General features: G+C 44.1%; 15 protein-coding genes. 13 read left to right on the top strand and 2 right to left on the bottom strand.

The window, feature by feature from the left end:
- The first annotated feature begins 1 nt into the window (after window position 1).
- Window positions 2–847, top strand: coding sequence for an alpha/beta hydrolase family protein (locus tag J2X69_RS13625; RefSeq protein ID WP_310104142.1), 846 nt, complete (start codon window positions 2–4; stop codon window positions 845–847).
- A gap of 88 nt (window positions 848–935) precedes the next feature.
- Window positions 936–2,090 (top strand): 1-acyl-sn-glycerol-3-phosphate acyltransferase, encoded by a 1,155-nt coding sequence (locus J2X69_RS13620; RefSeq protein WP_310104138.1) that lies wholly within the window; start codon window positions 936–938, stop codon window positions 2,088–2,090.
- Here J2X69_RS13620 and J2X69_RS13615 read toward each other — a convergent pair.
- The gene (locus J2X69_RS13615; RefSeq protein WP_310104136.1) at window positions 2,065–3,285 is read right to left on the bottom strand and encodes an ATP-binding protein; all 1,221 of its coding nucleotides are present in this window, start codon (window positions 3,283–3,285) and stop codon (window positions 2,065–2,067) included. The two genes, J2X69_RS13620 and J2X69_RS13615, sit on opposite strands and share 26 nt — an antisense overlap.
- Window positions 3,286–3,346: 61 nt before the next feature.
- Between J2X69_RS13615 and J2X69_RS13610 the strand changes: the two genes are divergently transcribed.
- The 11 genes from J2X69_RS13610 (at window position 3,347) to J2X69_RS13560 (ending at window position 13,600) form a co-directional block, all read left to right on the top strand.
- On the top strand, window positions 3,347–3,988 hold the full coding sequence (locus J2X69_RS13610; RefSeq protein ID WP_310104133.1) for a peptidylprolyl isomerase: 642 nt from the start codon (window positions 3,347–3,349) through the stop codon (window positions 3,986–3,988).
- A gap of 45 nt (window positions 3,989–4,033) precedes the next feature.
- A complete protein-coding gene (locus tag J2X69_RS13605) occupies window positions 4,034–5,116 on the top strand; it encodes a Gfo/Idh/MocA family oxidoreductase (RefSeq protein WP_310104129.1) in 1,083 nt (360 codons plus the stop codon).
- A 219-nt stretch (window positions 5,117–5,335) separates the two neighbouring features.
- Window positions 5,336–6,094 carry an SDR family oxidoreductase gene (locus tag J2X69_RS13600; RefSeq protein WP_310104127.1) on the top strand — a complete coding sequence of 253 codons (759 nt, stop codon included), beginning with the start codon at window positions 5,336–5,338 and terminating at the stop codon, window positions 6,092–6,094.
- A 312-nt stretch (window positions 6,095–6,406) separates the two neighbouring features.
- Window positions 6,407–7,267 (top strand): fumarylacetoacetate hydrolase family protein, encoded by an 861-nt coding sequence (locus J2X69_RS13595; RefSeq protein ID WP_310104125.1) that lies wholly within the window; start codon window positions 6,407–6,409, stop codon window positions 7,265–7,267.
- Complete coding sequence (locus J2X69_RS13590; protein ID WP_310104123.1) at window positions 7,264–8,094, top strand: amidohydrolase family protein; 831 nt, start codon at window positions 7,264–7,266, stop codon at window positions 8,092–8,094. Before J2X69_RS13595 ends, J2X69_RS13590 begins: the two co-directional genes overlap by 4 nt.
- Before the next feature lie 317 nt (window positions 8,095–8,411).
- A complete protein-coding gene (locus J2X69_RS13585) occupies window positions 8,412–9,413 on the top strand; it encodes a PDDEXK nuclease domain-containing protein (RefSeq protein ID WP_310104121.1) in 1,002 nt (333 codons plus the stop codon).
- Between the two features lies 1 nt (window position 9,414).
- Window positions 9,415–10,179, top strand: coding sequence for an SDR family oxidoreductase (locus tag J2X69_RS13580; protein WP_310104119.1), 765 nt, complete (start codon window positions 9,415–9,417; stop codon window positions 10,177–10,179).
- 14 nt (window positions 10,180–10,193) lie between these two features.
- Complete coding sequence (gene fucP, locus J2X69_RS13575) at window positions 10,194–11,501, top strand: L-fucose:H+ symporter permease (RefSeq protein ID WP_310104117.1); 1,308 nt, start codon at window positions 10,194–10,196, stop codon at window positions 11,499–11,501.
- Window positions 11,502–11,844: 343 nt separating this feature from the next.
- Window positions 11,845–12,027: a hypothetical protein gene (locus J2X69_RS13570; protein ID WP_310104115.1), complete on the top strand. Its 183-nt coding sequence runs from the start codon at window positions 11,845–11,847 to the stop codon at window positions 12,025–12,027.
- A 306-nt stretch (window positions 12,028–12,333) separates the two neighbouring features.
- Window positions 12,334–12,675 carry an L-rhamnose mutarotase gene (locus tag J2X69_RS13565; protein ID WP_310104113.1) on the top strand — a complete coding sequence of 114 codons (342 nt, stop codon included), beginning with the start codon at window positions 12,334–12,336 and terminating at the stop codon, window positions 12,673–12,675.
- 10 nt (window positions 12,676–12,685) lie between these two features.
- Window positions 12,686–13,600 (top strand): alpha/beta hydrolase, encoded by a 915-nt coding sequence (locus J2X69_RS13560; protein WP_310104111.1) that lies wholly within the window; start codon window positions 12,686–12,688, stop codon window positions 13,598–13,600.
- Between the two features lie 423 nt (window positions 13,601–14,023).
- Here J2X69_RS13560 and J2X69_RS13555 read toward each other — a convergent pair whose 3' ends face one another.
- A complete protein-coding gene (locus J2X69_RS13555) occupies window positions 14,024–14,323 on the bottom strand; it encodes a GIY-YIG nuclease family protein (RefSeq protein ID WP_310104109.1) in 300 nt (99 codons plus the stop codon).
- Window positions 14,324–14,878 lie beyond the last annotated feature (555 nt).

The following is a 14,878-nucleotide window of genomic DNA, read 5'->3' as shown; positions in this document are numbered from 1 at the left end:
TATGAAAAACTTACTAGTCCTTTTATTGCTTCTTCCCTCCGTGGTTTTTGCTCAAGCGAAAGTCGACACGATAGAAGTCTACAGCGAAGCAATGAATAAAACGCTAAAAGCAGCCGTCACTATTCCTTCTTCTTATGACGGCACTAAGCAATTTGCCACTCTGTACCTGCTGCATGGCGGAAGTGGAGTTTTCAGTGACTGGCATCAAAAGGTCACCGAACGGGGACTCCTCAATCGAATGGCTGAGGAATACGAATTGATTATTGTCACTCCGGGCGTAGGGCCGCATAGTTATTATTTCGATAGCCCAAAAATGGATTCGGTACAATATGAGACTTACATCACCACTGAACTTATCCCCCACATAGACAAAACGTACAAGACCCTGGCTCAAAAAGAATCCAGAGCAATCACCGGCTTATCAATGGGCGGGCACGGAGCCATCGTACTCAGCGCAAAGCATCCCGATCTCTTCACTGCCGCTACCAGCATGAGTGGTGTAATGAACATCGACACCCGCTTATGGAAAGTTCCGGCAGAATTCAGTACCCTTAGACAAAGCCAACAACAAGAAATGTTGGGTAAGGATCTTCTGTATGATGCACCGTTCAGTACTTATACAGCAGTGGGATTAGTCGACAAAATGAAAGAGAATGGAATTGCCTTGTTAATGGACTGTGGTGTGGATGATTTCTTATTGGAAACCAACAGACAAATGCATCAACTACTTCTGGACAATGGCACCCCACATGACTACACTGAGCGTCCGGGAGCCCATACTTGGGAGTACTGGACTGACGCGCTTCCCTTCCATTTACTCTTCGTGGATAAGCACCTCAGCAGATAATTCCGGGGAATATTAACTACGATACATGTAAATTAGCTTAGAATTCTGAGCTAAAATTTGCTTTTTGCAGACCATCCAAAAGATAATTATGTCGCAATTTGATACAATCAGGCCTTTTTATGACGCAGAAGCCAATGCTGCAATCCGCAAGATTGTAGACGATCCGATGCTCGAGGCAATGATGAGTTTCACCTTTCCGTCTGATACTAAGGAGCATTGGAAAGACCTGATGGTTCATACGCACTCGCTAAGAGACTTTCAGGTCAACTTTATTTACCCGGGAGTACAGAAAGTTTTAGAGAAAAGCTCAGAAGGATTGAGTACGGGTGGCTTTGAGCAACTGCAATCCAATACCGCTTACCTATTCATATCAAATCACCGGGACATTATCCTAGATACTTCCCTGTTGAATGCTTGTCTGTATGAAAATGGCCTTATCCTCACGACTTCTGCTATTGGGGACAATTTGATCCAGAAACCATTCTTGCATACGCTTTCGCGGCTAAACAGAAATTTTGCGATAAAGCGTGGACTTCAGGGTAGAGCCCTGCTCGAAAGTTCCCAGTTAGCCTCAGCTTACATCAAAAAATCTCTCCTTACAGAAAACCGATCAGTATGGACCGCACAGCGTGAGGGAAGAACCAAAGACGGCAATGATGCTACGCACAGGGGTGTACTGAAAATGCTCACCTTGGCAGAGGAGGGAGCAAATCCATTTGGTTTTTTTGAGAAAGTCAAAGTAGTGCCAATCTCCATTTCCTATGAATACGATCCTACTGATGTCTTGAAGATGCCCGAATGGCTAGCCAAGTCCCGGGATGAAAAATATGTCAAGGGTGAAAATGAAGACTTTCTGAATCTTCTTCGGGGAATCATCGGTACCAAAAAACGGATTCACCTACAAGCAAATGGGATTCTGGACAAGGAAATCCGGGAAATCTCCCAAATGGAGCTCAGCCAATCTGACAAACTCAGCAAGCTAGCCGAATGCATTGACCAAAAAATATGGACCGGATACAAGCTTTGGCCAAGCAATTACATTGCGCATGATTTACTCTATGGAGACAGGGAATATGCGAATTTCTACACAGATGCTGAAAAGATATCCTTCGAAAAAAGAATGAATGAAAAGGTCAACACAAAGAATGAATTTCTGATCAAGAGCTTTTTGGCGATGTATGCCAATCCGGTAAATAACCAAAAAGCTGCTCTCAGTACTAATTCACCTTCATCTCAATCCTAAACTTCGTGCCCTTACCCAACTCGGAGACTATTTCCATACTTCCTCCCCGTTGATCAACCAACTGCCTGACTAGCTTCAATCCCAACCCATATCCAACCTCTCCGCGGGTACCTTCATGGGAAGAAGTACCTTCCTGTAGGATCTCATTGATTTTGGAATCAGTCATACCCATTCCGTTATCTTCCACACTAAGCTCCAAAATCAAATCCAACTCCCTTCGCTTCAAATTCATTACTACCTGAATCTCACCTCCGGGGTTAGTGAATTTGATGGAGTTGGAGAGTAAATTGCCCAAAATCTGAAGCACATAGAGCTTGGAAAAACATTCAAGCTGATTTTCTTCACTTAGTCTTAAAGTGAAGTCCAGTTGTTTGACCTTAATCTGTGGAGCCAAAAGACGCATTATCGTTTCTTTGAGCTTAAGCAGATTTGTTTCGCCTTCTTTCAAATCGCGCATTCTATGTATACTCCGGTCAAATTCTCTGGACAGAATGTCTTTGGACAGATCAAGCAATGACAAACCGCTCTGCTTGATCATTTCCGAATATCCCATTATTTCTTGCCTGTCTATCTGATCACCTTCATCCAGAATCAAATCTGACAAACCGATGATCCCTCCTATTGGGCCACGGATATCATGGGCCAACTTTTTTTGACACAATTCAGATTCAAGAAGGTTATTCTTGAGATTGGCTACCAGATTATTTACCCGCAATCGATCTACTATCTGCATTGCTATCAATCTCAAAATTGCTTTCACATCCTCAGAAAGACACTTCAGGTTGCTATCCATCACACACAGCGCCCCTAGGTTATACCCTTCCGGTGAGGTCAGTGGCACTCCCATGTAATAGCGGAGATTTGGAGATCCCTTTACATAGAATTTATTCTTAAAACGCTCATCAATACTTAAGTCCTCCACTTCAAATCCCTCATTAGAGTAAGTTTGGATGGTGTATTGGCACACAGAATCTTCTCTTGGCATTTGGGAAATATCCAACCCAAATGAAGATACACTCCACTGTGTAAACGAATCGATGAGATTGACAAGGGAAATTTCTGTCCCCGAAATCTTGGCAGCGAGCTCGGTAAGGTAATTCAGCCCCTGTTTTGGTTCATAGTAGTCGATCCCAAGATTACTCAGTGCCAGAAGCCTGTCCAATTCATTCTCGTGTAAGGAAGATATTTGATTCATTTTACTACTTTTATTTCTCAGGTTACAAAAAATCCACATTTAGAATTCCTATCCAAACGAAATGAATTTTTCTTTCCTATCTCATAACTATTTACGCAATTGTAACATTCCAGGCTCTCTTTTGACAGGAATCTTGCTAGCATTCAATCTATTAATCCTCACGCCTAGTAAATCTGTTGCTCAAGCCTCCACAGAAAAAATTCCTGTAGGTCAAATTATCACTCCCTATGGGGAGATCCTAATTCAGCTCGATGATCGAACGCCAAAACATAGAGAAAGCTTCATAGAGTTGGCCAATGCGGGCTATTGGGATTCTTTGACATTCGACCGGGTCATCCCAAACTTTGTCGCGCAAGGAGGCTGTCCTGATACAGAGGAAGGATTCAATGACCCCGAATACTTACTGGAACCTGAATTTATCCCTGAGCTCACTCACGTCTATGGTGCCGTAGGCGCAGGAAGGGATGATAACCCCGGCAAATTATCTGCAAGATGCCAGTTTTATATCGTTCAAAATCCCGATGGTTTACACAGATTGGATGGTGACTACACGGTTTTTGGCCATGTAATCACCGGTATGAGCGTAGTAGAGCAAATCGTCCATTTAAAGCGCAACAGTAAAGACGAACCTATCAAGCCAGTGACTTTATCAGTCAAAATAATCCAACTATCCAAAGAGGAAGTTATCAAAAGATCCAATTGAGCAATGTTTGGATTTCAATACAGAACCCAAGACCAATAATCCAGAATGTCAACACAAAACAAACCGATCAGAATTCTGGTCGTCGGCTGCGGAAATATGGGAATTGCCCATGCAGTAGCATATCACAAGTTTCCCGAGTTCGAAATCTGTGGACTGGTATCCAGAGGTGATTCCAAGAGTAAACTTAACGGCCAACTTCAAGCCAATTATCCCTTATATTCAGATTTTGGAAAAGCTTTGGCAGAGTCAAAACCTGATGCAGTATGCATTTCCACTTATCCCGACACCCACGAGGATTTTGCCGTAAGGTCACTGGAGGCCGGATGCCATATTTTCATCGAAAAACCCCTTGCTGACTCCGTCGCAGGATGTGAGCGCATTATTGCAAAAGCTAAGGAAGTCAACAAAAAAGTAGTTGTAGGCTATATATTGAGACATCATCCATCGTGGATACGATTTATAGCAGAAGCTGAAAAGCTCGGAAAGCCGCTTGTGATGCGGATGAATCTCAACCAACAAAGTCAGGGCTACATGTGGGATGTACACCGTAATCTGATGAAAAGTCTTAGCCCAATCGTAGATTGTGGGGTGCATTACATCGACGTGATGTGTCAGATGACGAGATCCAAACCTGTCTCTGTTTCGGCTATCGGTGCCAGACTTACTGAAGATATCGCTGAAGATAATTACAATTACGGCCAACTTCAGATCCGCTTCGAAGACGGCTCGGTCGGTTGGTACGAAGCAGGCTGGGGACCGATGGTCAGTGAGACAGCTTTTTTTGTGAAGGATGTTTTTGGACCGAAGGGAGCCGTTTCCATTACCGCAAAAGACGCCGGTGCAAGCGGACAATCCGATAAGGTGGATTCACATACCAAAACCGAGTCCATCCGGATACACCATGCGGCAATAGATTCTGAAAACAGGTTTACGAAGACTGATGAATGGATAGATCTGGCTGATGAACCCGATCATCAGGAGCTTTGCAATCGCGAGCAGTTGTATTTTCTGAAAACCATTGAAGAAAATCTTAATCTGGACGATCACTTGGAAGATGCGCTCAACAGCCTCAAAATTGCCTTTGCCTGCGATGAATCGGTCAGAACCGGTGAAACAGTAATGCTTTGATATAGTTAGCTGTAAAGATTCCGGAAGCCTTGTCTTCTTTGGTTTATATGGCTGGAAGATGGGAGACAGAAGACCGAAGCGACCTCAATTCTGGCGTTTATCATTGCTTGTAATGCTTTTAAACCCCTTCCGGCAAAAAAACGACGATAGATAAACTAATCTATACAAAATTCTTTGGCACTAAAAAATGCAGGTGCTACCTTCCATTTTGATTTAAGCATGGAAAATAAAACAGTACTAATTACAGGCGGAGCTTCCGGAATCGGGCTCGCCATGGTTCAGCTATTCGCAGCAAAAAAAACTAAAGTCTATTTCATTGACATCAACCCTGAAGTGGGCGAAAAAGTGGCTCTGGATGAGCAGAAAAAAGGCTTTGATGTCACATTTCTTTGCGGAAGCGTAGCTGATCCTGCAGAATCAGAATCTTTGGTCCAATCCATCCCCGGCAAAATCGACACGCTGATCAACAACGCAGGAGTTTCCCATATAGGAAACTTGGAGACAACTTCCCCAGAGGATTTTGACCGCGTATTTCAGGTAAATGTGAAAGGGATGTTCAACTGCACCAAAGCTGCACTGCCAAAACTGAAGGAAAACGGTGGGGGATCCATTCTCAACATGGCTTCTGTAGCAGCTACGATCGGCATTCCGGATCGATTTGCGTACAGCATGACCAAAGGAGCAGCTCTTTCCATGACACTAAGCATAGCCAGGGATTATGTAGCAGACGGGATCCGCTGCAACTGCCTGTCACCGGGAAGGGTGCATACACCTTTTGTAGATGGTTTTTTGGCAAAAAACTATCCGGGTCAAGAACAGGAAATGTTTGAAAAACTCGCTGCAACCCAGCCCATTGGCAGGATGGCCACTCCGGCAGAGATTGCCGAGCTCGCCTATTTTGTAAGTGCGGATACGGGAAGCTTTATCACAGGAACCAATATTCCGATAGACGGAGGATTCTTGGGATTGAAAATGTGATTCGATTTATGAGTTGGGAATTACGATTTACGAGCTCAATGCATTTAGTTAACTCAATGACAACCTTGACTCTTAACTCTTAATTCTTGACTCTTACTTCTTGATTCTAAAATCTTATATCTTGATACCTGATACTTACTACTTATAATCTCTACTTATAATCTGATTCGATTTAGGAGTTGGGAATTACGATTTACGAGCTCAATGCATTTAGTTAACTCAATGACTATCTTGAATCTTGGCTCTTAACTCTTGACTCTAACTTCTTGACTCTACTTACTTGATACTATAATCTAATTACTTGATACTACTATGAAACTTATACGATTCGGCAAAGCCGGCAAAGAACAACCCGGAATTCAGGACGAAGATGGCAAATACCTGGACTGCTCAGCATTTGGAGAGGACTGGAATGAGCAATTTTTCACGGACAACGGTTTGGCCAGACTGGAAGAGTGGCTAAATGCCAATCAGAAGAACTTAAATGAAATTCCTTCGGATTCCAGACTGGGTTCGCCTATCGCCCGGCCTTCCAAAATCATCTGTATCGGCCTTAATTACCGGCAGCATGCCATAGAATCCGGAATGGCAGTTCCCGAGGTCCCTATCATTTTCATGAAAGCTACTTCTTCGCTTTGTGGGCCTTTTGATCCGATTCTAATCCCAAAAAACTCGGTGAAAACTGACTGGGAAGTGGAATTGGCGGTAGTCATCGGTAAGCGGGCCAAGTACGTAAGCAAAGAAAATGCGATGGATTATGTGGCCGGATACTGTGTGCACAATGATGTCAGCGAGCGTGATTTCCAACTGCATCATGGAGGACAGTGGGTCAAAGGCAAAAGTGCGGACAACTTCGCCCCGTTAGGACCTGTCTTGGTCACCAAAACTGAAATCGAAGATCCGCACAACTTAAGACTCTGGCTGAAACTGAACGGAAAGATGCTTCAGGACAGCAACACCTCTGATCTGGTTTTTGACATTCCTACACTGATCGAGCACCTGAGTCAATACATGACATTATTGCCCGGAGATGTGATTTCCACAGGAACTCCCGCAGGCGTTGGCCTGGGCTTGACCCCTCCTACCTACCTGAAAGAAGGCGATGTGGTAGAACTGGGAATCGAAGGACTGGGAGAAGCCAAGCAAACAGCAATCAACGACCCTGAAGCATGAGACTGGATTCCCACCAGCACTTCTGGAAGTACAATCCCGAGAAACACTCCTGGATCACAGACGATATGAAGGTGATCCAAGAGAATTTCCTTCCTGAAGATTTGATCCCGATTTTAAAGGAGCATCAGATTGATGGTTGCGTGGCCGTGCAGGCGGATGAGAGTTTTCGCGAAACTGCCTACTTGTTGGATCTTGCAGAAGAGCATGAACAGATCAAAGCGGTAGTGGGTTGGGCAGACCTCGCAAGTGATGAGCTGGACAAGGATCTGGATCAGTTTGCTTCGCAAAAAAAGCTGAAAGGCTACAGGGAAATCCTACAGTCCAAGAATGTGGATTATATGCTGCGAAAGGACTTTATCCGGGGCATAGAAAAAATAGGGAAACGGGGCTACACCTACGATATTTTGATTTTCCATAATCAGTTGGAAGCAACTCTGCAATTTGTAAAAAAAGCTCCGGAACAACCCTTTGTCATCGATCATCTGGCCAAGCCTAATATCAAATTGGGTATATGGAGAGCATGGAAAAAGGAAATAGCACCACTTGCCGAGCGGGAATATATCTTCTGCAAAGTATCCGGAATGGTCACCGAGGCTGACTGGAAAAAGTGGACAGCAAAAGACCTACAGATTTATTTGGAAGTAGCTCTTGAGTTATTTGGGCCAAAGCGGCTGATGTTTGGCAGCGACTGGCCTGTCTGCAAGGTGGCCGGAGAATATGAGCAGGTATTGGAAGTAATCGAGCGGTTCACAGATAGACTTTCCAAAACGGAAAAAGATGCAATTATGGGAAATACAGCTGCGGAGTTTTATGGTGTGGCATTATAATTATCCACATTCGATAGCCATCGGATGATGCCCGTAACTCTATTCTCTTTGCTTTACTGGACGGAAGACCGAAGACGGGTGACCGAAGTGCCTTTACGCCAGTGTTTTTGGAATTCTATGATGCTATTATTGCTTTACTGCCGGAAAAGAGAATATATACATGCAGAATTATTTTCTACTTTGGAAAAGAAAAAATGCTAAAAGATTCGGTTTGTGGATGTATTTCAAGATTATCGAATTGTCGTGCCACTGTCACGACAATTGAGGTGATCACATGTAATTATCCTAAATCCATGTAAAAAGCCTGAAGTTATAATATGAAAGCAAAAGATTCCGATCTCCTATTTCAAGATTTGGCTAGCATCATAGAAAAAGGCAAAAGCCAAGTTGTTTCGCAGATAAACAGTACACTTACACTGGTCTATTGGCAAATAGGGAGTAAAATAAATAGCCATATTCTGGAAAATCAGCGCGCGGAATATGGCAAGGAGGTTATTTCCCAATTGGCAATCCAATTATCCAATGCATATGGCAACTCTTTTCAGGAAAAAAACCTGCGAAGAATGATGCAGTTTGCCGAAGTTTTTCCAGATTTTCAAATTGTCGCACCACTGGCACGACAATTAAGTTGGTCCCATTTCACCATCCTAATACCTATAAAAAAGCAAGACGCACGGTTATTCTATGCACAACAATCAGCAGAATCAAGTTGGAGCAAAAGAGAATTACGTCACCAAATAGAAAGAAAAGCTTTTGAACGAAAGGAAATAGCACAGATACAATTATCTGAAGCGGACACAGAAATAAAGACAAGTTTTAAAGATCCTTATTTTCTGGATTTTCTAGGTTTAAAAGATGGCTACTTAGAGAATGATTTAGAAGGTGCCATTCTCAAAGAATTGGAGCATTTCATACTGGAGCTGGGCAAGGGATTTGCTTTTGTGGAGCGCCAAAAAAGAATCATACTAGATGGCGTGGATTTCTATATTGATTTATTGTTTTTTCACAGAAAACTTAAGCGACTTGTAGCTATCGAGTTAAAGCTCAGCAAATTTAGGCCTGCCTACAAAGGACAAATGGAACTATATTTAAAATGGCTTAATAAATACGAAAAACAAGAAGATGAAAACCCTCCAATAGGCTTGATCCTATGTGCTGAAAAAAGCAATGAGCAGATAGAATTGCTAGAAATGGGAAAGGATGGGATTATGGTAGCTGAATACTGGACTGAATTACCTCCCAAAAGTGAATTAGAAACAAAATTGCATCAAGCGTATATAGATGCCAAGTCCAGAATAGAACAAAAGAAACTCTTATAAAATGAACCTAAACCTAACCAATAAAGTCATTCTGATATCCGGTGGAGCCAAGGGAATCGGCGGTGCCATTTCCAGAGGATTGATAGCTGAGGGAGCGATTCCTGTGATGATCGATCCTTCAGAAAAAGAAGGCGCCGAAATCCTTGCTTTGGGAGAAGCTCTTCAGATTCCCATCCGGCTGTTCGAAGCTGTGGATTCAGAAAAAACAGTAAAACTTACCCTTGAAAAATACGGAAGAATAGACGGCCTGATCAACAATGCCGGAGCAAACGACAGTGTGGGACTGGAAAATGGAAGTCCGGATGCATTTGAAAAATCCGTGGCCAAAAACCTTAACCATTACTATCATTTGGCACATTTTGCTTTGCCTTATCTGAAGAAATCCAAAGGAAGTATCATCAATATTTCCAGCAAAACAGCGGTGACGGGTCAGGGAGGAACTTCCGGCTACACGGCTGCCAAAGGTGCCCAGCTTTCCCTTACCCGAGACTGGGCGGTGGAACTTCTACCTTACGAAATCACCGTCAACGCCATCATTCCGGCAGAAGTATACACCCCGCTCTATGAAAACTGGATCAACACATTTCCCAATCCGCAGGAGAAGTTAGCTGAGATCACTGCTAAAATCCCTTTGGGAAAACGCATGACCACGCCGGAGGAAATTGCAGCCATGGCTATTTTCCTACTTTCCGACAAAGCCGCCCATATCACAGGACAGCATCTCTTTGTAGATGGCGGATATACCCATCTTGACCGAGCTTTATAACAATAACCATCCCCATGACCCAAAAACCTGCCTTAGTCCCCAAGGAACTTCTGCTTCCTTTTATTTTAATCACTTCCCTCTTTGCACTATGGGGCTTCGCAAATGACATCACCAATCCTATGGTGGCCGCATTTAAGCGTGTACTCGAACTGAATAATACGCAAGCGTCTTGGGTGCAAATGGCCTTTTACGGCGGCTATTTCACCATGGCCTTACCTGCAGCTTTTTTCATCAAGAAGTATTCTTACAAGACAGGGATTCTGCTCGGTCTCGGGCTTTATGGCTTCGGGGCATTGCTGTTTTATCCAGCCGCCGCTTGGGAGAGTTATGGTTTTTTCCTAGCCTCACTTTACATTTTGACCTTTGGTCTGGCCTTCTTGGAGACTACTGCCAATCCTTATATTTTGTCCATGGGTCCGGAAGCCACGGCCACACAGCGGTTGAATCTGGCGCAGGCTTTCAATCCCATGGGAGCATTGGCAGGGCTGTTTGTAGCCAAGCAATTTATATTGAATGCACTTCAATCGAACGCAACGGATGCCGATGGGAATATCATTTTCTCTTCGCTGGATGAAGCTGCCAAAGCCGTGATCCGTACGGCCGATCTTCTGGTTATCCGCAATCCCTATGTCATCCTGGGATTGGTGGTGATTGCGATTTTGGTGATTATTGCTTTGGCGAAAATGCCCGAGAGTAAGGAGACAGGAAAGGTAGAGTTCAAAGCCACTATGGCCCGCCTGCTGAAAAACAGAAACTTTGTGGAAGGAACGCTGGCACAGATGTTCTATGTAGGTGCCCAGATCATGGTCTGGACATATATATACCAGTATGCTGAGGTTCTCGGAATCTCGAATGCCGACGCGGTTAATTATGGTTACACCGCTTTGGTTGTCTTTTTGGTAGGACGGTGGATCTGTACATTCTTGCTTCGCTACATCTCCCCTACTAAGCTGCTTAGTATATTTTCCATGCTTGCAATTCTCTTCACGGCAGGTGCTATTTTTCTACCCGGAATAAGTGGACTTTATTCTTTGGTGGCAATTTCCTTCGCTATGTCCTTGATGTTTCCCACGATATACGGAATCGCTCTGGATGGATTGGGTGAAGATTCCAAGTTTGCTGCTGCTTATCTAGTCATGGCAATTGTGGGCGGAGCGATCATGCCCACACTACAGGGAATGATCTTGGACATCGGTGGAGTTGGATATGATGATACGTTGATTTTGGGAGTTCCTGAAGTCAATTTCTCATTTATTTTGCCCCTTAGCTGTTTTGTGATGGTGTTGTTGTTTAGTTTGAGGGTGAAGAAATTGGAAAATTGAAGTCCAAGTCTGAAGAACTTGAACGAGTGTTAGCAATTATAGTTAACCACGGTGGCCACAGAGGATATCGCAGAGGTCACTGATTAGAGTTGACTGTCAAGCAAGAAGTCCATTTTGATGAGGGGCTGCGGCAGTCAGGAGACTGCAGCGGAGTAGTTCGATCTTTAGGCGTCATTGCGAGAAGCGAGGCACGAGCGACAAAGCAATCTGTTCATGATAATAGATTGCTTCTCCGCCTGTGGCGGATCGCAATGACGGAAAAAGGATCTCTCTGCTATTGGCCCAAGTAACTTGTGCCAATCTTAATTGCAGTCTGAAGACTGCATTATAATGTGTCCAAGTCATGAGACTTGAACAAGGGATTACAGATTTTGAATTATTTGATTACGATAGAACCATGAAAACCCAAACCTTTGTATTGATCTGTGATCTGAAAGACGACCAAGAGTTGGGAAATTACTTCGATGCTATTGGCGCAATTATAGTTAACCACGGTGGTCACAGAGGATATCGCAGAGGTCACTGATTAGAGTTGACTGTCAAGCAAGAAGTCCATTTTGATGAGGGGCTGCGGCAGTCAGGAGACTGCAGCGGAGTAGTTCGATCTTTAGGCGTCATTGCGAGAAGCGAGGCACGAGCGACAAAGCAATCTGTTCATGATGCTTCTCCGTCTGTGGCGGATCGCAATGACGGAAAAAGGATCTCTCTGCTATTGGCCCAAGTAACTTGTGCCAATCTTAATTGCAGTCTGAAGACTGCATTATAATGTGTCCAAGTCATGAGACTTGAACAAGGGATTACAGATTTTGAATTATTTGATTAAGATAGAACCATGAAAACCGAAACCTTTGTATTGATCTGTGATCTGAAAGACGACCAAGAGGCAATTCAAGCCTATGTGGAATGCCATAAAGCCGTGGCTCCCGCAATCATAGAAAGTATCAGGGAAGCGGGGATTTTGCAAATGAGCATCTATCGCTGGCGTCACCGACTGAGCATGATACTGGTTGGGGATGAAAACTTTACTTTCGAAAAGAAAGCCGCCCTGGACAATGCCAACGGAAAAGTACAGGAATGGGAAGCTTTTCTCGGACAATACCAAACCAATCTGCCCGGCACTCCCGATAATTGGCGCTGGCAATTGATGGACAAAATCTTTGAATTCAACGCCTAAAATAACCCCTATGCAAAAATTACTCTTAGTACTCAGCCTACTTATGACAAGCATGATCGTCAACGCTCAAGAAATTATCCTTCCGCTATGGAAAGGCACTCCCCCGCTTCAGGAAGATATGGGTCTGGAAGAAAAAGCCGTAGAAGAAGGTATTATCCGGATAGAAAACGTACAGATCCCCCAGATCGAGGTTTTTCTGCCAAGCAAGCAAGTGCGTACCGGTCAGGCAGTTGTTATCTTCCCCGGAGGAGGCTACCATATTTTGGCTTATGATTGGGAAGGAAGAGATTTTGCCAAGTGGCTGAATACCCATGGAATTGTGGGAATAGTGGTCAAATACAGACTTCCCGACTCCAAATCCCTGACTGATGCCAAAGAGGTTCCCCTGCTTGATGCGCAGCGTGCAGTGCGCCTCGCCCGACATCATGCAGAAGAATGGATGATTGATCCCGACAAAATCGGCGTCATGGGCTTCTCCGCCGGAGGACATTTGGCATCTACAGTCAGCACCCAATATGCCCATGAGGTGGAAAGGTCAAAAGACGCAATTGATGCACTTTCTGCCCGTCCTGATTTCTCCATTTTGGCCTATCCGGTTATTTCATTCCGGGATGCGGCTGCCCATTCAGGTTCGAGGAAAAACCTAATCGGAGACAATGCCGACCAAGAATTGATTGACCGCTTTTCCGGAGAACTGAATGTCACTGCGGAAACTCCACCAACATTCCTTGTGCATGCTCAAGACGATGGCGGAGTTCCTATTGAAAACAGTTTTCTCTACTACAAAGCTCTGCATGCACATCAAGTACCCGCGTCCCTTCATATCTATCCCAAAGGGGGCCATGGTTTCGGTTTTGGATTGGGAAAAGGTGCTGTGGCAGGTTGGAGAGATGTGTTGTTGGATTGGATGGAAGATTTGAAGTAGTACCGTCATTGCGAGGAGGAACGACGAAGCAATCTATGCTTGCTAAACCGGATTGCTTCGTGCCTCGCAATGACGGAATCTATCCCACGTCATTGCGAGGGAAGAATGACCGAAGCAATCTCGGCTATTATAAACGGGATTGCTTTCCCGACTCATCGAGACAGGCTGTACCTCGCAAATACGGTACTTGAACTAGCCAATTCCGAACGTCATTGCAATGGAGGTACGACCGAAGCAATCTTGGCTTTAGTGCAGGGATTGCTTCGTACCTCGCAATGACGGAATCTATCCCACGTCATTGCGAGGGAAGAATGACCGAAGCAATCTCTGCTTGGTAAAACCGGATTGCTTCCCCGACTCATCGGGGCAGGCTGTGCCTCGCAATGACGATAAAAAAAAATCCTATACGACACCAAGGATTAATTACCACTCCCTAATTTCATCCCATAAATCTTTCCAATTGGGGTTCATTGAATTTATCAAATCCTCCTTTCCCTTCCTACTGCCACCTTTAATCTGCTTCTCCCTTGCAATTGCCTCATCAATTGAGTGAAAAGATTCAAAAAACACTAGCTTAGTCAAATTGTATTTAGTTGAAAATGAATTAGGATTGAGTTTGTTTCTATGTTCATATACTCTCCTTAAAAGATCATTCGTAACCCCAGTGTACAGTACTGTATGTCTATGATTGGTCATGATGTAAACAGCTCCACCCTTTTGCATAGTTTTAAATTAATAAAAAATAATATCCCTGAGTCTAGGTGTAACGATGCAATTTCAAATCATCCCAATTTAGATTGCTTCCCCGACTCATCGGGGCAGGCTGTGCCTCGCAATGACGGAACCTATCCCACGTCATTGCGATGGAGGTACGACTGAAGCAATCTCTGCTTGGTTAACGTCATCGGTAGGAGGTACAGCCTGTCCCGCACTTTTGTCGGGAACGAAGCAATCTCAATTTTCATAAAGGGATTGCTTCGTGCCTCGCAATGACGGAATCTATCCCACGTCATTGCGAGGCTTAACATTTAGAAAATGCACAAATCGAGATGACGTTGTAAATTTGCACTTCCTGTGCAAATTGGCCGGAGCTCGAATAGTGCAAGTTGCCTGTTTGCGAGTATGGTTGGAAAGAAAGGAGTCACAAATCATGGTACTTTTCCATTTCCGGAAAATGTCCGTTCGGTAGCCTTTCAATTGATTGATATTTCTTTCCGCACAGGTTTATTCTAACCGGTAGGACATGGATAAAATCAGGAAGAATGCCGCCGGGATAGA

This window comes from Algoriphagus sp. 4150 (genome assembly GCF_031457395.1).
Classification (GTDB): domain Bacteria; phylum Bacteroidota; class Bacteroidia; order Cytophagales; family Cyclobacteriaceae; genus Algoriphagus.
This window is presented reverse-complemented; position numbering and strand designations above follow the sequence as displayed.